Genomic DNA, 18,266 nt, shown 5'->3' with positions numbered 1-18,266 from the left:
GCAGATTCCATGGTCTCTCGCGTCTACGTGGAGAAGAAACCCGGGTTCGATGTCGAGGCGCGCCGGCTCGCACGCGAGCTGCGCGACATCCTCGGCATCGCACGCCTCGAATCCGTGAGGCTCGTCAACCGCTACGATGTGGAGGGCATCGACGAGGACCTGTTCGCACGCTGCGTGCCGACGGTCTTCAGCGAGCCCCCCTCCGACGACGTCGCCTTCGATCTGCCCGCCCGGGAAGGCGAGACGGTCTTCGCGGTCGAGCCGCTGCCGGGCCAGTTCGATCAGCGCTCCGATTCCGCAAGCGAATGCATCCAGCTCATCAGCCAAGGCGCGCGTCCCGACGTGCATGCCGCCAAGGTGCTGCTGCTCTCGGGCGCGCTTACGGATGAGGACATCGCCGCCATCAAGCGTTACGCCATCAATCCCGTCGAGGCGCGCGAGGCCTCGCTCGATGAGGTCGCCACGCTGAAGGCGGCCTACCCCGAGCCCGCGCCCGTGGAGGTCGTCGAGGGTTTCACCGCGTATTCCGACGAGGAGCTTTCCGCGTTCATCGCCGGGCGAGGCCTTGCGATGGATGCGGCCGACATCGCGTTCTGCCGCGCGTACTTCCGCGACGAGGAGCGCCGCGATCCCACGATCGCCGAGATCCGCATGATAGACACCTACTGGTCCGACCATTGCCGCCACACCACGTTCTCCACGATGCTCGACGAGGTCGCGATCGACGATGCCGCCGTGCAGAAAGCCTTCGATACGTACCTGGCCCTGCGCGCCGAACTCGGCCGCGAGGAGAAACCCCTGTGCCTGATGGACATCGGCACGATCGGCGCCCGGCACCTGAAACGCACTGGACAGCTGACGGGCCTCGACGAGTCCGAGGAGATCAACGCCTGCACTGTGCGCGTCACCGTGGACGTGGACGGCGTCGACGAGGACTGGCTGTTCCTCTTCAAGAACGAAACGCACAACCATCCCACCGAGGTCGAGCCGTTCGGCGGCGCGGCGACCTGCATCGGCGGCTGCATCCGCGACCCCTTGTCGGGACGTTCGTACGTCTACCAGGCCATGCGCGTGACCGGAGCGGCGAATCCGCTGGCCCCCGTGTCCGAGACGCTGCCGGGCAAGCTGCCCCAGCGCACGATCGTCACTGCGGCGGCGGCAGGCTATTCGTCCTACGGAAACCAGATCGGCCTCGCAACGGGCCAGGTCAACGAGCTCTATCATCCGGGATATGCCGCCAAGCGCATGGAAATCGGCGCCGTCGTGGGAGCCACCCCGGCCGACCACGTGCGCCGCGAGACCCCGCTTCCGGGAGATGCGATCATCCTGCTCGGAGGACGCACCGGCCGCGACGGCATCGGCGGCGCGACGGGCTCTTCCAAGGCGCACACCGAGGAAAGCATCGAGACCTGCGGCGCCGAAGTGCAGAAAGGCAACGCGCCCGTCGAGCGCAAGATCCAGCGCCTCTTCCGCCGCGGCGACGCCTGCCGCCTGATCAAGCGCTGCAACGACTTCGGCGCGGGCGGCGTTTCGGTCGCCGTGGGAGAGCTCGCGGACGGGCTGGACATCGATCTGGACCGCATTCCGAAGAAGTACGACGGCCTCGACGGCACCGAGCTTGCCATCTCCGAAAGCCAGGAGCGCATGGCCTGCGCCGTCGCGCCGGAAGACGTGGACGAGTTCTTGGGCTATGCGGCCGAGGAGAATCTCGAGGCCACGGTCATCGCCACCGTCACCGAAACGCCACGCGTCCGCATGACCTGGCGCGGAGATGTCATCGTCGACGTGAGCCGCGCATTTTTGAATTCCAACGGCGTTCCCAAGCACGCACGCGTCCACGTGAGCGCGCAGGGTTCCTATGCCCCCGCATGGCCGGGCGCCACCTTCGCCGAACGCATGGAATCGGTCGTGCGCGATTTGAACGTCTGCTCGAACAAGGGGCTTTCCGAACGATTCGACTCCACGATCGGCGCAGCCACGGTGCTCATGCCCTTCGGCGGCATCCGTCAGCTCACACCCGCGAACGCCATGGTCGCGAAGCTGCCCGTCGACGGAGAGACGACCACCTGCTCGGGCATGGCCTGGGGCTACAACCCCTATCTATCCGAAGCGAACCAGTTCGCGGGCGCGTATCTGGCCGTCGTCGAAAGCGTGAGCAAGCTCGTCTCGGCCGGCTTCTCGCGCGCACGCACGTACCTGACCTTCCAGGAATACTTCGGCAGCCTGCGCGACGTGCCGGAGCGCTGGGGCAAGCCCGTCGCTTCGCTTCTGGGCGCGCTTATGGCCCAGATCGATCTGGGCGTCGGCTCCATCGGCGGCAAGGACTCCATGTCCGGCAGCTTCGAGGCGCTCGACGTCCCACCGACGCTCGTGAGCTTCGCCACCGCATGCGGGAAGATCGGCACGGTCACGTCGCCTGAATTCAAGGGCGCAGGGCACCGCGTCGTGCGCATCGCGCCCGCATACCGTGCAGACGGCCTGACGCCCGAGACGGACAGCCTGATCGCCGTCCTCGACGCCGTCGAAGCCCTGATCGCGAACGGCGGCGCGCTCGCCGTCGGCACGGCGGGATACGGATGCGGCGCGGAAGCCCTCTTCAAGATGACGCTCGGCAACGCGATCGGCCTCGAGGCCACAGAGGGATTCGATGCGGGCAGCCTGTTCGTTCCCGCGTACGGCACCTTCTACGTCGAGCTCGCCGAAGGCACCGATGCGCCCGAGAACGGAGGGTTCATGGTCGCCGAGGTCGGCACGACGACCGCAGCGTACGAGATCGCCACGAACGAAGGCGTCGTCGATCTCGCCGATCTGCAGGAAGCCTGGGAACGTCCGCTGGAGAGCGTCTTTCCCTACCGCGGCGCAGGAGACGCGGTCGAGGCCGTGAGCTTCCGGCCTGCAGCGCCCCGTGCACGCACGACGGCCGGCACGGTCGCGAAGCCGCGCGTCATCATCCCCGTGTTTCCCGGCAACAACTGCGAGTTCGATACCGCTCGCGCATTCGAGCGCGCCGGAGCCGAGGCGCACACGCTCATCATCAACAACCTTACGCCCGAACGCGTCGCCGAAAGCACGCGCGCGCTCGTCGAGGAGATTTCCAAAAGCCAGATCGTCATGATCCCCGGCGGATTCTCAGGCGGCGATGAGCCTGACGGATCGGCGAAATTCATCACCGCGTTCTTCCGCGCGCCGGAAGTGACCGAAGCGGTGCAAGACCTGCTGCAGAGGCGCGACGGCCTGATGCTCGGCATCTGCAACGGCTTCCAGGCCCTCGTGAAACTCGGGCTCGTGCCCTTCGGCGACATCCGCGCCATGGACGCCGCATGCCCGACCCTCACGTTCAACGAGATCGGCCGCCACCAGTCGCGCATCGCGCGCACCCGCATCGCATCGACCTTGAGCCCCTGGCTTTCCCGATGCCAGGTGGGCGACGTGCACACGGTGGCCGTCAGCCACGGCGAGGGGCGCTTCACGGCGCCCGCGCACGTGATCGAACGCCTTGTCGCAGCGGGACAGGTCGCGACGCAGTACGTCGGCCTCGACGGTATGCCTTCCATGGATCTGGACACGAACCCTAACGGCTCGCTCATGGCGATCGAGGGGATCACGAGTCCCGACGGACGCGTGTTCGGCAAGATGGGCCATTCGGAGCGGTTCGGCACAGGCACGTACCTGAACATTCCCGACCGTACCTTCCAGCCTGTCATCGAGGGAGGCGTGCGCTACTTCACCGACTAGATCCGGGCGATGCCGCATCGCGCTTTCTCGCGATGCGCTCCAGAGCCCGTCGACCGATCGAATGCGGCCCTGATGCTCGGCAGATCGAGCGTCGGGGCCGCGCCCTTTCGAAGCATGACGTTTCATTTTTCCTGTTCCGCCCCTCGCGATGCCTGGTGCGATTTCCATACCGAGCGATCGGTCGATTCCAACGGCCCATACACTTCCTAGCAATCATTCATCAGGCGAAACGTAGAACCTAGCAATTATGTATAGCCCGTGTGTTCACAGAACCTTCATACATTGCTATAATCGTCGCGATGCGATGCAGGTAAGCAGGAATCAAGGGGAGAGGATTCATTATGTTTCGCACGCAAAGGGGGAAGAAGACGGCCATCGTCGTCTCCGTCGCCGCAGCTCTGTGCCTCGTCGTCGGCATCGTAGGATGCACGCCCAAAGACGATGCGCCCGAGGCGACAGAACCCGCCGCCACCGGCGGCACCACGATGGAGCGGCCGGTCGCCGCTGCGCCTACGACCGTTCCCGAAGCCGACGAGTTCGGCATCATCGAATCCGAGTCCTGGGCCGACCAGTATCCCAATCAGTACAACACGTTCGTCGGCAACGAAGCGAACAAATGGCCCGAAGGCAAGCACAACTACGACGATAACGAGCACTATCCCGAAATCGTCACGCTTGGCAAGGGCTACGGCTACGCCAACTTCTACACCGAGCCCGGCGGCCATACGTATTCCCTGTACACCGTCGCCAACAACGGCCGCGTGAGCGTGGATAAGACGAAGGCCCAGTGCCTCGCCTGCAAGACGCCGCTCATCCACGCCGAGGTGCAGAAGATGGGCGATTCGGCCTGGACGCGTCCGATGTATGACGTGCTGGACACCTACACCGAAGGCATTTCCTGCGCGAACTGCCACGTGAACGACGATCCGACGCAGTTCAACGCCATGCGCGCCGACTGGGTCCGCGCGATGGGGCCGGACTACACGGACAAGAACAAGCGCAGCGCCGTGTGCGGCCAGTGCCACTGCGACTACTCCATGGACGCGAAGACCGGAACCCCGACGAGTCCGTATGACGGCGGCCTTGCGACCATGACGCCCGATCAGGCGCTCAAATGGTACGACGACAACGGATACGTCGACTGGACGTACGAATCCACCGGGGCGAAGATGATCGCCGTGCGTCACTCCGAATACGAGTACAACTTCGGCGGAAGCCAGAGCCCGATGGTCAAGATGGGTTACGAATGCGCCGACTGCCACATGCCTATCCAGACCGCCGACGACGGCACTGCCTACACGAGCCACTACTGGCAGAGCCCCCTCGACAACGAGGAGATGCTCGCCAAGTGCAACACCTGCCATAAGGATCTGAAGAGCGAGATCAAGGGCATTCAGGACGATATCGACGGCCGTACGCACCAGATCGGCATGCGCTGCGCCAACTTCATCAAGAACTTCGAGGCCGCCATCGACGAAGGAAGCCTCAGCGACGACGACGTTGCCCGCCTGCAGCAGATTCAGCGCGAAGCGGCGTTTTACTGGAACTCCGCGGCTGCCGAGAACAGCGAAGGCGCGCATAATCCCGAGCTGTTCACCAGCGTGCTCGACAGCGCCGACAAGCTCCTCGACGAGGGCGACCAGATTTTGGGCGTTGCCTCGAGCGCCGATAAATTCGTGAGCGAGTACAACCCGGACAACCCCAAGGATGCGGCAAACTATCCGTTCCCGGCATTCGAAGGCGTCTACGTGTACTACAACGCCGAGCAGGCGGCGAAGTAACGTAAACCGAGATCCGATTCTCGACGATGCGGGAAGGGGGCTTCGGCCCCCTTCCCTTTCAATGCGCTCGATGGACGCAATGCACCCGCTGAACGCGGAGGGGCATCCGATGCGAGGCGAACCGCGGCCTGTCGGCGTGCGTTAGACGAAGCGAACGAAGATCGCTCGCTAGAATGGATCCCGAAGGAACTCATCCGTAAAGAGCTTCCTTCCTTACCGGCCCTGGCGCCCGATGCCCATCGGATGCCAGGGCTTTCTTCGCCGGAACGCTTCGGAGAAGCTTATGCGGGAACGTAGCGGCGGATGCCTTCGGAATCGAAGTCGAAGCGCACAAGGCCTTCGCCGACCAAATGGTCGAGGACGGCGAACCCCTCGGCTGCCACGCAGACCTGAATGCTGAACGGCACGCGCGCCCAATCGAGCGATCCGACGCTCCATACCATATCGAAGATGATGCTGCGCGCCGTTGATCCGGGGTGGCTCCGCACGACCTCGAGGGCGTTTTCCGCACGCTGCATATGATGGTCGATCAAAAACCGGATGCGCTCGTCGATGCCCTGCGGGTCGGCATCCTGGAAACGCCCTTCGCTCCCCTTCGGCAGACCGAGCGCCTCGAGAGGCGTGATCGGCCCGTGCGCATAGAGAAGCCGATGGAGCCCCAGTCCCTGCACGCGTCGCAGCCCCGCGATATAGCTCGCAAGCGCAAAGGCGTCGGCGAAATCGATGCCGATGACCGGATTCAGCACGAACAGCACCGTGTCTCCGCCGATCATGCACCGGCTTTCGAATTCGAAAAGCGATGTATGCCCCGTCGTATGACCGGGCGTCTCCACCGCATCGAACGTGTAGCGCCCGACCGTCAGCGCATCGCCGCCCCGCACGCGGCGCACAGGCCGCGCCGCGTCGATTTCATAGCCCGCGTAGGGAAAGGTCCGTTCGATCCCGCTGCGAAACGTCTCGGAGAACCCTCCCTCGAAGAACCTCCTGCGAAGGCCTTGGGAATAATCCTTCGATGCCTGCATGCGCGCGATATCGATGTTCAGGCCGCTCACATGCACGGGAACGCCCTTCGGGACCACGTCCTCGAGAAGGCCGGCATGGTCGAGGTGCAGATGCGTGAGAAACACTTTGGTGCGCGTCCAGTCGACGCCTAGTTCCCGGAGCGCCGAGCGCATCGCCTCCTGCGCCCCGTCCGCATCCCTCGACCCACGAGGGATGCCGCCGACGTCGACGATGAGGAACTCGCCGGAGTCCCGCACGACGAAGCAGTTCGTGAACCCGGTGACCACCCGGGAAAACGGAACGCGGACCAGAAAGATATCGGGGTTCGCATGGACCTGCGTCGAATGGTTCATCGACGTCCTTCGAGAAGGTCGAGCAAGGTGTCGGGATCCTGCGCGAACATGGCGAGGCGACCGTCCGATTCGGTCATGAATCCCTCGCGCACGATCGTCGCATGCAGCGTCTCGAGCGTATCGTAGAATCCACCGACATTCAGCACGCCGACAGGCTTCTTCTCCGTCGCGATCTTCTGGTTGGCAAGCTCGCTGTACAGCTCGTCGAGCGTGCCATAGGATCCGGGCAATGCCGCGAACGCGTCCGCGCGCTGCGACATGAACGCCTTGCGTTCGGAAAGGTCGGCCGCATCGATCAGGTCGTCGCAAGGAAACGCGGGGCGCCCCCGAAATGCGTCGAGCCCCGACGGCACGACGCCGACGACGCGGCCGCCCGCATCATGAACCGCGCGGGCGACGACGCCCATGAGCCCGGTATCGTATCCGCCGAACACGAGCGCATGACCCCGAGCGGCCATGGCCTGCCCGAATGAGCATGCGGCCGAACTATACGGCTCGCCGATGGATGAGCCGGAACCGCAGAAGACGCAGATGTTCACAATGCCTCGTTTCACTCGTCGCGCACGACCCGCATTGTAGCCAATGAGAACCACGCACGCCCCCGACGCCATCGCGAATACACCGGCGGCTTTCCCAGGAAGAACGATGGTGGATTGCAGGCCGAGCCGAACGCTTCGGGGTTTTTGCCGGATTCAGTCGAACGCGTCCGCTATGTGCGCCGCATGCGCCGCGTCTGCCGTCAGTCGATGCGGAATCGGGCCGGACCCTGCTCGTAGATGTCGTTCCCGGCCGAATCGATCGCGACGATGCAAGGATAGTCCTCCACGACCAGCCGGCGAACCGCCTCCGGACCGAGCTCGTCGTAGGCCACGACCTCGCATTCCCGCACCGAAGATGCTATGACAGCCGCAGCGCCTCCGATCGAGGCGAAATAGACGACGTTGTTCTTCACCATGCAATCGACGACCTCGCGCGAGCGAGGACCCTTCCCCACCATGCCCTTGAGGCCGGCCCGCTCGATCATCGTCGGCGTGAAGGCGTCCATGCGTCCCGATGTCGTCGGGCCGCATGACCCGATCACATGGCCCGGCTTGGTCGGCGTAGGCCCTGCGTAATAGATCACCTGGCCATGGAAGTCGACAGGCAGGCTTTCGCCGCGCGCAATGCGCTCGCACATGATCTTATGCGCGGCGTCGCGGCCGGTATAGATGACGCCCGAGATGCTGACCATGTCGCCGCAATGCAGGCTGCGCACGACGCCGTCGGTCAGCGGGGTTTCGATATGTCGCACATCGGTCATCGCCGAGCCTCCATCGATCGCGTCCCTCCTACAGCACGACCTGCCGATGACGGGCCGCATGGCAGTTCAGCGTCACGCCTACCGGCAGCATCGCGATATGCGTCGGGTAGGTTTCGATATGCACGGCCAGGGCGGTGGTGCGGCCTCCGAAGCCCTGCGGGCCGATGCCGGTCCGATTGATGGCATCGAGCAATTCCTGCTCAAGCCGCGCATACGCCGGATTCGGGTTCGGCGCGCCCACCTCGCGGCGAAGCGCCTGCTTGGAAAGCAGCAGCGCCTTGTCGGCATTTCCGCCGATGCCGATGCCGACGATGGTCGGGGGGCATGGGTTTCCTCCCGCCTCGACGACGGCCTGCAGCACGAAGTCCTTGACGCCCGCAAGCCCCTCCGCCGGCTTGAGCATCTTCAGGCGCGACATATTTTCGGAACCGGCGCCCTTCGGCATGAGCGTCAGCGTGAGGGAATCTCCGGGGACGAGCCGCGTGTAGATGATGGCGGGCGTGTTGTCGCCGGCGTTGCGCCGATCGAACAACGGGTCGATCACGGTTGATTTCCGCAAATAGCCATCCGCATAGCCTTGGGCGATCCCTGCGTTCACCGCATCCTCGAACGAGCCGCCTACGATATGGACGTCCTGTCCGACCTCGGCGAACACGATGGCCATACCCGTATCCTGGCACATAGGCACGCCCTGCTCGCGCGCGATTTCGAAATTGCGGCAGACCTTGTCCATCGCATATTTTCCGAACGCGGATTCCTCCTGCTCGGCGGCGGCGCGCAGCGCGGCCTCGACGTCCTTCGGAAGGTCGCATGCGGCTTCGATCGACATGCGCGCGATTTCCCGAGCGATGGTATCGACCGAAACCTCTTTCATGACGCCCCCTTCTATCTGCCGAGACGAAGGGCCCTCATCGAGTTGAGAATGGCCAGGCAGGCCACGCCCACATCGCCGAAGACCGCGAGCCACATCGTCGCGATGCCGATGAACGGCAGCGCAAGGATCATGATAACCACCTTGACGCCTATGGCGAAGATAATGTTCTGCCAAACGATGGCCATGGTCTTGCGAGCGATCGTGACCGTGCGCGCGATATTCGACGGCTTGTCGTCCATGAGCACGACGTCGGCCGCTTCGATGGCGGCGTCGGAACCCATGGCGCCCATCGCGATGCCGACATCGGAACGCATGAGCACCGGCGCGTCGTTGATGCCGTCGCCGACGAAGGCGAGCGTTCCCTCACGATGCCCGAAGCGCGCGCCGAAACGTTTGGAAGAGGCCTTGCCGGAAGCAGGGCACGAAGCGTTCGCGGCATCGTTGCGCGCCATCAGACGTTCGACCCGCGAAACCTTGTCGCCCGGCATAAGCTGCGCATGGAATTCATCGATGCCGAGACGATCCGCAACCGCGGCGGCGACTTCCTCGCGATCGCCCGTCAGCATGACGATGCGCTTCACGCCCACCGCATGCAGGTCGCGCACGGCGGCCTCGGCATCGTCTTTCAGCACGTCGGCGATGACGATATGCCCGATGTGACGTCCGTCGAGCGCGACATAGAGGATGGTCCCGACGAGCTCGCAGTTCTTGAAGTCGATGCCTTCCGCCTCCATGAGCTTGTCGTTTCCGACGAGCACCGCGTGAGAATCGATATCGGCCGCGATGCCCATGCCGCTGCGTTCCTCGACGCGCGCGATCTGGTCGCGGTCTATCACGCCGCTATAGCTCGCCTTGACGGACAGCGCGATCGGATGGTCGGAATACGCTTCGGCATGCGCCGCATAGGACAGCACCAGATCGGGTGCAACGCCTTCGGCCGTGTGCACGGCGACCACGTTGAACGTGCCGTTCGTGAGCGTGCCGGTCTTGTCGAAGACGACCGTCTCCGCCGCCGCGAGCGCTTCCAGGTAGACCGAGCCCTTCACCATGATGCCGGCGCGCGATGCGGCGCCGATGCCGCTGAAGAACGAGAGCGGCACGCTGATGACCAGGGCGCAGGGGCAGCTGACGACGAGGAAGATGAGCGCGCCCTTGATGCTGTCGGTCCACGACTGCCCGAAGAGCACCGGGGAGGCGAACGCGATGATGGCCGCCAACCCCACGACGATGGGCGTGTAGTAGCGTGCGAAGCGCGTGATGAAGGCCTCGGTGCGGCCTTTCTTCTCGCTCGCCTCCTCGACGAGCTCGAGGATGCGCGAAACCGTGGATTGGTCGAACGGTTTGGTAGCGCGCACGGTGAGAACCCCCGTCATATTGACGCAGCCGCTCACGACCGCGACGCCCGCCTCGACGACGCGCGGCACCGATTCCCCCGTCAGCGCGGATGTATCCAGCTGAGACGCCCCGTCGACGACGATGCCGTCCAAGGGGATGCGCTCGCCCGGCTTCACGACGATCTCGTCGCCGATGGCGACCTCGTACGGATCGACCTGCACGAGGTCGCCATCGCGCATGATGTTCGCGTAATCAGGGGCGATATCCATCATCTCGGTGATGGACCTGCGCGTGCGACCGACCGCGTATTCCTCGAAGAATTCGCCTACCTGGTAGAACAGCATGACCGCAGCGCCTTCGGCCATATGCGGCTCGGCCTCGGGGAAGAAGACGAGGGCGAACGCACCGATCGTGGCGATGGACATGAGCAGGTTCTCATCGAACGGCTGGCCGTGCGTGATGCCGTGAACCGCCCGTCCCAGCACGTCATAGCCGGCGATGAGGTACGGCACGAGGAAGAGGCCGAATTGGATCCAAAGGCCATGTTCGCCTTCGACCAGGCTGGTGTGCGCGATGATCTCCACCACGATGAATATCGCGAGAGCCGCGCCCACGCGTGCGAGCATCTTCTTCTGCTTATGCGTCATGCGTCATACCTCGTTTGAGCATCATGCTCGGACAAGCGCCCGAAGCGGTCGCCTTGGCAGCGACGAACCCAGGGAGCCGACGACGCCGGCTCCTTCATGCATGCCGTCAGCCTGAAGCGACCAGGCATCTTCATGCCGACAGCCACCGAATGCCAAAACTTTACGTTAGACGAGAACCGTGCAGTCGGGCTCGATATCGCCGAAGATCTTGACGGATTTGTCCAAGACGTCGTCAAATCGATCGTCGGCCGCGTCCAGCGTGAACTTCTGGAACATGAAGTTGACCTTCGCGTCGTTCACGCCTTCGAGCTGATTGATCTTGTCCTGGATCTTGGCGGCGCAGTTCGCGCAGATTTCGCCTTCGAGCTTCATGATCTTACGCATATGGATCTTCCTTCCCCGTACGAACGCCCCTGCGGACGTCCGCCTCGAACTTCGTACGCTCCGAGCGAGAACGGCTATTCGCAGATATGCGTCAAGCCTTGCGAAAGCATCGTGTAGACATGGTCGTCCGACAGCGAGTAGATGATCTGCTTGCCGTCGCGCTGGAACTTCACCAGATGCGCCTGCTTGAGCAGCCGCAGCTGATGCGACGCGGCGCTTTGCGAAACGCCCACGACCGATGCCAGGTCAGCGACGCAAAGATCGGCTTCCATCAGCGCATACAGAATCTTGATGCGCGTGGTGTCGGCGAATACCTTGAACAGGTCCGCAAGGTCGTAGAGCATCTCTTCGTCAAGCGTCTCGCCCGCTTCGACGCCTTCAAGCCCTTCGCTCATGTCCCCTCCGCATTCTCGTAACTACATATGAGCATTTGTTCATATGATAATCTCAGTATACGAGCACGGCGATCCCTGTCAATGGAAAATTCTCGACGCATCGAATATTCGCCATGATGGCCAGCCGAGCGCGGCCCGAGCCGATACGCTACCCTGAATGCGCGAAGGCGCGTGCGGCGTGCAGCACGCCGCACGCGCCCGAACCGAACGACCATGAAGGAACGGAATGAAGCTCAACCAGCTTAGATACCTCATCCAGATCGTCCGCAGCGGATCGATCAATCGTGCGGCGCAAGCCCTCTATATAAGCCAGCCCACCCTCTCGAAGACGGTCGAGGATCTGGAAGCCGAAATGGGCATCGTCATCTTCACCCGCACGAGCCGCGGCGTCACGCTCACCGAGGACGGCATGCGGTTCCTGTCCTATGCCCGCCAGGTGGTCGAGCAGGCCGACGTGCTCGAAAGCCTGTACAAGGGCGGAACGTCCCAGCGGCGCGTGTTCGCCATATCGTCGCAGCACTACGCCTTCGTCGTGAACGCCTTCGTCAACCTGGTCAGGGAATACGGCGAGGAACGCTACGAGTTCTCGCTGCGCGAGGGGCGCACGCACGATATCGTCGAAGATGTGCGGCTCGCCCGCAGCGAGCTGGGCGTCATCTATCTGAGCTCGTTCAACGCCGATGTGATCACGCGCATCCTCGGCAATGCCGACCTCGCCTTCACCGAACTCTTCACAGCGCATCCGCACGTCTTCGTCAGCAGGCGCAATCCGCTTTCGAAGCGCGCTTCCATCACGCTCGACGAGCTGCGCGCCTATCCGCGCTTGAGCTACGAGCAGGGCGTCGAGAATTCGTTCTACTTCGCCGAAGAGATGCACATCACCGAAGACAGCCCGAAGGCCATCGTCGTTTCGGATCGCGCAACGCTGTTCAACCTGCTTATCGGGCTGGACGGCTACACGATTTCGAGCGGCATCCTCTCGAGCGACCTGAACGGCACCGACATCGTGGCCGTGCCGCTCGAATCCGACGAGATCATGCGCATCGGCTACATCTCGCCCGAGGGACGCCCCCTCAGCCCGATGGCGAAGCGCTACCTCGAGCATCTGGACGCCTATGTGCGCACCTACGACCCGAAGGATGCCTAGGCGGGATTTCTGGAATCGAGTTTCCCATGACCTCGAAAACCGGAGTCTCTTGCGTACCTCGATAGGATTCCTTTATGCGAAGAACACCGGTACCGAACTTCTCGATATATCCAAGGCGAAAGAACGCTTCGGCAAGCAACGGGTTTCTGAGCACCGATACACGACCCGCAAGGTATTCTTCCTCCGACAAGCCGGTCGGCAAACCTCCCGGAGAGGAAACCTCGACGCGATCGAACATTACGTTTATCGAATATCCGAATCTAACGGCATCCGTTTATCGCGCCTCTCGTATAACGCATGCAACGTAAATGCAACGAAAACGTTTGCGTTGCATTTACGTTGCAACGGAACAACGAAAGTCCCTGAAATCCCTTCCACGCATGAATATGATTCGATTCATTCTTTACAAGGCATGTTCCATGCCATGAAATGCACCTGCGTGCAGATGGCGAAGCGCTACCTCGAGCATCTGGACGCCTATGTGCGCGCCTACGACCCGAAGAATGCTTGGGGGGGGTAGCGCGATTTAATAAAAGGATGACGCAGCAAAACCGATCAATCCGCGTATTGCTCGATGTAGTCGAGGATCGCCTGGCGGGAATGCAGATCGGTCTTCGAATAGATGCGCTTCACATGCGTATGCGCCGTTCCGGGCGCGATGCGCAGCTCCTCGGCGATCTTCGCCTGCGTGAGCCCCATGGCGTAGAGCGCCAGCACTTCGGTTTCGCGGTTGGAGAGCATGAATTGCTCCTGCATGGCCTTGGCGCTCTCGCGCACGATGGCCTTTCTCATTTCGGTGCCGGGCGCGGCCTCTTCCCTGATGCCCAGCAATCGCTGCACGTTTTTGGCCGCCGCCCTGCTCTCCTTGGTTTCATCGCGCTCGATCCCAAGGAACTGCACGAACACGAACTGCGCCGAAAGCAGCAGCAGGCTGCCCGCGATGGCGGTAGGCAGGACGGTCGAAGGAAGATCGCCGAATGTGAAGATGCTCGCAACACGCATGAGCGAGCGCGGCAGCAAGAACACGGCCCAGGCGCCGAACGCATAGTAATAGAAGTCGCGATGCCCATGGCTTGAAAACGCGATGATGAGATACGACATGAAGCACGACATGAGGATGTTCATGGCATTCACGAAGATGGCGCCGATGTCGAGCGATTCGGGAAACACCGCGAACGCGATGAGCGCCAATGCGCCCAACACCTGCATCGCGATCCACATGTACACGGTCATCATATTCTTGCCGCGCATCATGCCCACGATGAAACTTGCGAGCAAGGAAATCGTGATCAGGGTGTATGCCAGACGCGTGAAAGCGCCGAAGCGAATGGGCTCGCCGGAAGGAAAGCCTTTCAGGATGCCGATGACGATGGAGATCATGAAGGTGCCCAGCGCGATGACGGCAAGGAAGCTCACGCTGTCGGCCTTCTTTTCGGCGAAATGGAAGTAGCCGCGCGCCTTCGACACGATGGACGACGTCTCGGGCAGCGGACGTTTGCGCGCCATGCGCACGAGCGCGTACTGCACGAGGCATAGCGCGCCGAACATGCCGCACTGCAGTTCGCGTGGAAGAAAACACGCCACGTACAGCAACGCCTCGCTGATGGCGAAGGCGGAGAACACCACGATGATGGCCACGGCGCAGGTGGTATTGCGGCAGCGACGCAGCCAATAGAACATGCACAGCCACGCGCTGAGCGTCGACACGGAGCTCAGCACGAGATACTCGATCCCCTGCGAGCCGGGAATGCATTCCAGAAACGCGATGCCGAACAGGGCAAGGCTCTCGCAGGCGATGCAGACGAGCGTGATGGTGATCGTCACCGTCTTCGAAACGATCGCGTTCGTGATTCCCAAGCACAGAAGCGCGATCAGAAGCGGCATCATGACGATGAGGGTGCTTCCATCGGTGAACAGGCCGTTATCGGTGCTTGCATAGCTGTTGTACGACGACACGATCACGCCTGAGCGCGAAATCATGAATCCCAGGATGGTGGGCACGAGCGCGGCTATCTGCTCGCGGCTCACGCGTAAATGATCCGGACGTTCGCCAGGAGCGGCCTTCGGTGCGGTTGCGTTCATGGTGACTCCCCCAAGTCCCCTTTTCGGCAGTTTGCCGTATACCCTGCAAGCTACCCTGTTGAAGAATGCCTTGTCGGCATATGTCCCCCGAATACCCCTTAAAGAGGGTACAGATGCAGTGTAGCGACAGGCACGATGGAAAACATCGAAGAATGCTCCGTTTTCAAACGTTTTGACAGGATGGAAGCACGAATGCGGAAGGGGGAACGCTCGTGATCGAATCGCATGAGACCGTCCACGATCCTGAAAAGGCCGAGCTCGATACGGATGTTGCCGAAGAGTCGCCGCAGAGCACCGAGGCATCGCCCCTCGAACGCACGCCCGAAGAAGAATTCCTCGCACGCATGCTCGCCGCAACGGGTGCGACGAGCTTGGAAGAGGCGGGGCTGCGCGATCCCGAGCGGGAGGCGGAGCTGGCAAATCGGCTCGAAGAGGAGCTTTCGCCGGAAGAGCGGCAGGCGAAAGCCGAGCACGATGCCTTTGCGGCGGCGTTCGACATGATTCGCACACGCTCGAATACAGGAAAGCTCACCACGCCCGGCACGTGGGCTGCCGAGGGCATCGTGCCCGTGCATCTGACGCCCGTGGAATTTTCAGACCTGGTCTTCGATGAAATCATCGCCGCCCAGGCCGCGATGCGCGAGGAGGCTTCGTCTGCGGGCGCGGCAGACGAGAGCATCGAAGCCGGAGACAGGCAAGAAGGCACGCGAGCATCGGAAGACGACCGAACCGCGGAAACCTCCGACACGCTTATCGATGATGGAGAGAATGCCGATATCAACGACAACCGCGGCGCATCCGAATCCGAGACGCCCGCATGGCAGCTCGACGACATCAAGGTGCTCGAAGGCGCGCAAACCTATCTGTATTCGTCCGATTTCATGACCGATGCCTACGCCCACTGGGCCTTCCTCGCCGAAGAAGGCGACGATGCGCTCACGTTGGCCGACAATGCGCGCGCCGAATCGCGCATGTATCCGCGCCCGATGCTCGCGACGTCGCTTTCGAGCAAGCCGTATCGTTGGAATGCCGAGCGCATCGCGCAGGCGTGGCAGGCCGTGCAGGAATCGGATGCCTACTCCGACATCCGAACGTGCACGGCAAGCAATGGGGAGCGGTATTTCTATTCGTCCGACCACCTTTCCGACGCGCAGGCGAAGGCCTTGGCGGAATGGTATTCGGTCGAACGGTACATGAACGTATAAGGAAGCGACGCGATGCATCGCTTCGGATCCGCACGCAGGCAGAGCCGAAGGACGAGGGAAGTCGGCGCATGCGAAGCGTCGCAAAGGGGGAATCGATGAAACCGGAAGACATGCTCGGAGGCGCGCCCGTCGGCAAACCGTACATTCGCACGCGCGACGTGTTCCAGACCGACAACGACCGCGACACCGAGGGCTATTCCGATGAGGCGCTCGCGCTTGTGGCCGACGTCGCGAAAACAGGCGTGCCCGAAGAGACGAACGCCATCGGCATGGCGGGCTCGGCCAAGCACGGGGTAATCGCCGTGCAGCTGTTCGCGCACGTGAATCCTGCAACGCACGTGATCGAGCGGGCGGGCTACCGCGCGCACGGCTGCTTGGCGATGATCGCCTCGGGCTGCGCCGCCGCATATTGGATGGAAGGCAAGACGGTGGAAGAGGCTGCCGCCATCTCCGCCGAAACGCTGGCCGAAGCCCGCGGTGCCGTGCCGCGCGACAAGTCGTACACCGCGCGCTATGGGGCCTGCGCCGTGCGCGGCATGTGCGGCGATTTCCTCATACGCCAGGGCGCTTCCTATGAAGACATGGGTGCGCGTCCGCATGCCTGCGACGATGCATCGCTCGATTGCGTGATGTGCGAGAACTGCTCGTTGCGCGACGCCATGGTCGACCTGCAGATCGCCTACCGCCATCGTGCGGCAGCAGATGCATAGACGCCATGGACGATCGGGCCGGCGCGCAACGACGCGTCTATTTGGATAACGCCGCCACCACGCGCATATCGAATGCCGCGTTCGCGGCCATGGAACCGTACCTGCGCGGCGGGTTCGGCAACCCTTCGTCCCTGTATGCCGAGGCGCGCATGGCACGGGCCGCCGTCGAGCAGGCTCGCGCCGGCATCGCCGCGCTCATAGGCGCTGACCCGCATGAGGTGCACTTCACCTCATGCGGAACGGAATCGGACAACTGGGCCATCAAGGGCTGCATGCATGCGCAGGCTCGGACGAAGGGCCGCAAAGGCCGTTTCGTCACCACCGCATTCGAGCACCCCGCCGTGCTCAACAGCGCGCGGTCTTTGCGCGAAGACGGCTTCGACGTTGCCTACGTGCCGGTCGGCGAAACGGGATTCGTCGACGAACGCGCCTTCGCCGAGGCGCTCGGACACGGTGCCGACTTGGCTTCGGCGATGCTCGCGAACAACGAGGTGGGCACTATCCAGCCCGTCGCGCGCCTCGCACGCGCGGCGCATGCGGCAGGCGCACGCTTCCATTGCGACGCCGTGCAGGCGTTCGGCCATATTCCCGTGGATGTGCGCGATTTGGACGTCGACTACCTCAGCGTCTCGGGCCATAAATTCCACGGGCCCAAAGGCGTGGGGTTCCTCTATGCGCGCGATGGGGCGCCTCTGGAGCCCCTCATGGACGGCGGGCGCCAAGAGCGCGGCCTGCGCGGCGGCACCGAAAACGTAGCGGGCATCGTCGGTATGGCGGCGGCGGCCGAGGAAGCCTGCACGAACATGGCGGAGGATGCCCGACGTATCGCCCGTCTGAGAAACGAGCTGCAGCGGCGTATTCTCGAAGAGATCTCCGGCACCTGCATAAACGGTACCGAACCGCGTGTGCCGGGCACACTCGACATGTCGTTCGAGGGCGTTGACTCCGCCTCGCTCGTAGAGCTGCTCGACGAGCGAGGCGTATGCGCATCGGGCGGAAGCGCCTGTGCAAGCCGCGAGGGCAAACCCTCGCATGTGCTTACGGCGCTCGGGCTTTCTACCGAGCGTGCCCAAGGCGCCCTGCGGTTCTCGCTTTCCGACGAAACCAGCGAGGCCGATATCGACCAGACCTTACGGATCCTGAAAAGCTGCATTGAGCAGCTGCGGAACTTCGACCTTATCGACATCGCGCGTTTCCGGCCATAAAGGGGCTGCGTCCGACCCCTGCCCGCCACACGTCTCTATCACGCAAAGGGCCTGCCGCGTTGCACGGCAGGCCCTCTCTGCGCCCTGATGGCTTTCTGCCGCGCTCGTTAA

15 protein-coding genes are annotated in these 18,266 nt (G+C 62.9%); 6 read left to right on the top strand and 9 right to left on the bottom strand.

Annotated features, from left to right (window positions below):
- Positions 1 to 9 precede the first annotated feature (9 nt).
- Together HMPREF1155_RS04695 and HMPREF1155_RS04690 are read left to right on the top strand one after the other, a co-directional pair.
- On the top strand, positions 10 to 3,735 hold the full coding sequence (locus HMPREF1155_RS04695) for a phosphoribosylformylglycinamidine synthase (RefSeq protein ID WP_009077825.1): 3,726 nt from the start codon (positions 10 to 12) through the stop codon (positions 3,733 to 3,735).
- Positions 3,736 to 4,076: 341 nt separating this feature from the next.
- The gene (locus HMPREF1155_RS04690; RefSeq protein ID WP_009077847.1) at positions 4,077 to 5,516 is read left to right on the top strand and encodes an ammonia-forming cytochrome c nitrite reductase subunit c552; all 1,440 of its coding nucleotides are present in this window, start codon (positions 4,077 to 4,079) and stop codon (positions 5,514 to 5,516) included.
- A 281-nt stretch (positions 5,517 to 5,797) separates the two neighbouring features.
- Here the strand turns inward: HMPREF1155_RS04690 and HMPREF1155_RS04685 are convergent, their stop codons facing one another.
- The 7 genes from HMPREF1155_RS04685 to HMPREF1155_RS04655 all read right to left on the bottom strand — a co-directional run bounded on the left by HMPREF1155_RS04685 (position 5,798) and on the right by HMPREF1155_RS04655 (position 11,806).
- On the bottom strand, positions 5,798 to 6,871 hold the full coding sequence (locus tag HMPREF1155_RS04685; protein ID WP_009078085.1) for an MBL fold metallo-hydrolase: 1,074 nt from the start codon (positions 6,869 to 6,871) through the stop codon (positions 5,798 to 5,800).
- Positions 6,868 to 7,410: a TIGR00730 family Rossman fold protein gene (locus HMPREF1155_RS04680; protein WP_009077918.1), complete on the bottom strand. Its 543-nt coding sequence runs from the start codon at positions 7,408 to 7,410 to the stop codon at positions 6,868 to 6,870. The genes HMPREF1155_RS04685 and HMPREF1155_RS04680 overlap by 4 nt, the downstream gene beginning before the upstream one ends.
- A 200-nt stretch (positions 7,411 to 7,610) precedes the next feature.
- On the bottom strand, positions 7,611 to 8,171 hold the full coding sequence (locus tag HMPREF1155_RS04675; RefSeq protein ID WP_009077984.1) for a Fe-S-containing hydro-lyase: 561 nt from the start codon (positions 8,169 to 8,171) through the stop codon (positions 7,611 to 7,613).
- A 28-nt stretch (positions 8,172 to 8,199) separates the two neighbouring features.
- Positions 8,200 to 9,045: a fumarate hydratase gene (locus HMPREF1155_RS04670; protein ID WP_009078000.1), complete on the bottom strand. Its 846-nt coding sequence runs from the start codon at positions 9,043 to 9,045 to the stop codon at positions 8,200 to 8,202.
- Positions 9,046 to 9,056: 11 nt separating this feature from the next.
- Positions 9,057 to 11,027, bottom strand: a complete 1,971-nt coding sequence (locus HMPREF1155_RS04665) for a heavy metal translocating P-type ATPase (RefSeq protein ID WP_009077876.1) — start codon at positions 11,025 to 11,027, stop codon at positions 9,057 to 9,059.
- Positions 11,028 to 11,192: 165 nt separating this feature from the next.
- Positions 11,193 to 11,411 carry a heavy-metal-associated domain-containing protein gene (locus HMPREF1155_RS04660; protein ID WP_009077945.1) on the bottom strand — a complete coding sequence of 73 codons (219 nt, stop codon included), beginning with the start codon at positions 11,409 to 11,411 and terminating at the stop codon, positions 11,193 to 11,195.
- Between the two features lie 74 nt (positions 11,412 to 11,485).
- Positions 11,486 to 11,806: a metalloregulator ArsR/SmtB family transcription factor gene (locus HMPREF1155_RS04655; RefSeq protein ID WP_009077841.1), complete on the bottom strand. Its 321-nt coding sequence runs from the start codon at positions 11,804 to 11,806 to the stop codon at positions 11,486 to 11,488.
- A 226-nt stretch (positions 11,807 to 12,032) separates the two neighbouring features.
- On the opposite strand from HMPREF1155_RS04655, the gene HMPREF1155_RS04650 reads away from it, so the two are divergent.
- Entirely contained in the window at positions 12,033 to 12,953 is a 921-nt protein-coding gene (locus HMPREF1155_RS04650; RefSeq protein ID WP_009077828.1) for a LysR family transcriptional regulator, read from the top strand.
- On the opposite strand, the gene HMPREF1155_RS08880 is transcribed toward HMPREF1155_RS04650, so the two are convergent.
- The gene (locus HMPREF1155_RS08880) at positions 12,880 to 13,191 is read right to left on the bottom strand and encodes an ATP-binding protein (RefSeq protein ID WP_081501523.1); all 312 of its coding nucleotides are present in this window, start codon (positions 13,189 to 13,191) and stop codon (positions 12,880 to 12,882) included. The two genes, HMPREF1155_RS04650 and HMPREF1155_RS08880, sit on opposite strands and share 74 nt — an antisense overlap.
- A gap of 317 nt (positions 13,192 to 13,508) precedes the next feature.
- A complete protein-coding gene (locus HMPREF1155_RS04645) occupies positions 13,509 to 15,035 on the bottom strand; it encodes a LuxR family transcriptional regulator (protein WP_050999270.1) in 1,527 nt (508 codons plus the stop codon).
- Between the two features lie 212 nt (positions 15,036 to 15,247).
- Here HMPREF1155_RS04645 and HMPREF1155_RS04640 point away from each other — a divergent pair, with 212 nt between their 5' ends.
- The 3 genes from HMPREF1155_RS04640 (at position 15,248) to HMPREF1155_RS04630 (ending at position 18,155) form a co-directional block, all read left to right on the top strand.
- On the top strand, positions 15,248 to 16,240 hold the full coding sequence (locus HMPREF1155_RS04640; RefSeq protein ID WP_009078059.1) for a hypothetical protein: 993 nt from the start codon (positions 15,248 to 15,250) through the stop codon (positions 16,238 to 16,240).
- A 95-nt stretch (positions 16,241 to 16,335) separates the two neighbouring features.
- Complete coding sequence (locus HMPREF1155_RS04635) at positions 16,336 to 16,950, top strand: iron-sulfur cluster assembly scaffold protein (RefSeq protein WP_238319111.1); 615 nt, start codon at positions 16,336 to 16,338, stop codon at positions 16,948 to 16,950.
- 5 nt (positions 16,951 to 16,955) lie between these two features.
- On the top strand, positions 16,956 to 18,155 hold the full coding sequence (locus HMPREF1155_RS04630; RefSeq protein WP_009078022.1) for a cysteine desulfurase family protein: 1,200 nt from the start codon (positions 16,956 to 16,958) through the stop codon (positions 18,153 to 18,155).
- The last annotated feature ends 111 nt before the right edge of the window (positions 18,156 to 18,266 follow it).

It is taken from the genome of Slackia sp. CM382, from assembly GCF_000293015.1.
GTDB classification, from domain to species: Bacteria; Actinomycetota; Coriobacteriia; order Coriobacteriales; family Eggerthellaceae; genus Slackia; species Slackia exigua.
Note: the sequence above shows the minus strand (reverse complement) of the source record. Positions and strands in the feature narration are given on the sequence as shown.

Excerpts from the sequence above, each read along its gene's own strand:
- HMPREF1155_RS04695 (WP_009077825.1), top strand. The coding sequence starts at position 10 with ATGGTCTCTCGCGTCTACGTGGAGAAGAAACCCGGGTTCGATGTCGAG.
- HMPREF1155_RS04690 (WP_009077847.1), top strand. The coding sequence starts at position 4,077 with ATGTTTCGCACGCAAAGGGGGAAGAAGACGGCCATCGTCGTCTCCGTC.
- HMPREF1155_RS04685 (WP_009078085.1), bottom strand. The coding sequence starts at position 6,871 with ATGAACCATTCGACGCAGGTCCATGCGAACCCCGATATCTTTCTGGTC.
- HMPREF1155_RS04675 (WP_009077984.1), bottom strand. The coding sequence starts at position 8,171 with ATGACCGATGTGCGACATATCGAAACCCCGCTGACCGACGGCGTCGTG.
- HMPREF1155_RS04670 (WP_009078000.1), bottom strand. The coding sequence starts at position 9,045 with ATGAAAGAGGTTTCGGTCGATACCATCGCTCGGGAAATCGCGCGCATG.
- HMPREF1155_RS04665 (WP_009077876.1), bottom strand. The coding sequence starts at position 11,027 with ATGACGCATAAGCAGAAGAAGATGCTCGCACGCGTGGGCGCGGCTCTC.
- HMPREF1155_RS04660 (WP_009077945.1), bottom strand. The coding sequence starts at position 11,411 with ATGCGTAAGATCATGAAGCTCGAAGGCGAAATCTGCGCGAACTGCGCC.
- HMPREF1155_RS04655 (WP_009077841.1), bottom strand. The coding sequence starts at position 11,806 with ATGAGCGAAGGGCTTGAAGGCGTCGAAGCGGGCGAGACGCTTGACGAA.
- HMPREF1155_RS04650 (WP_009077828.1), top strand. The coding sequence starts at position 12,033 with ATGAAGCTCAACCAGCTTAGATACCTCATCCAGATCGTCCGCAGCGGA.
- HMPREF1155_RS08880 (WP_081501523.1), bottom strand. The coding sequence starts at position 13,191 with ATGTTCGATCGCGTCGAGGTTTCCTCTCCGGGAGGTTTGCCGACCGGC.
- HMPREF1155_RS04645 (WP_050999270.1), bottom strand. The coding sequence starts at position 15,035 with ATGAACGCAACCGCACCGAAGGCCGCTCCTGGCGAACGTCCGGATCAT.
- HMPREF1155_RS04635 (WP_238319111.1), top strand. The coding sequence starts at position 16,336 with ATGAAACCGGAAGACATGCTCGGAGGCGCGCCCGTCGGCAAACCGTAC.
- HMPREF1155_RS04630 (WP_009078022.1), top strand. The coding sequence starts at position 16,956 with ATGGACGATCGGGCCGGCGCGCAACGACGCGTCTATTTGGATAACGCC.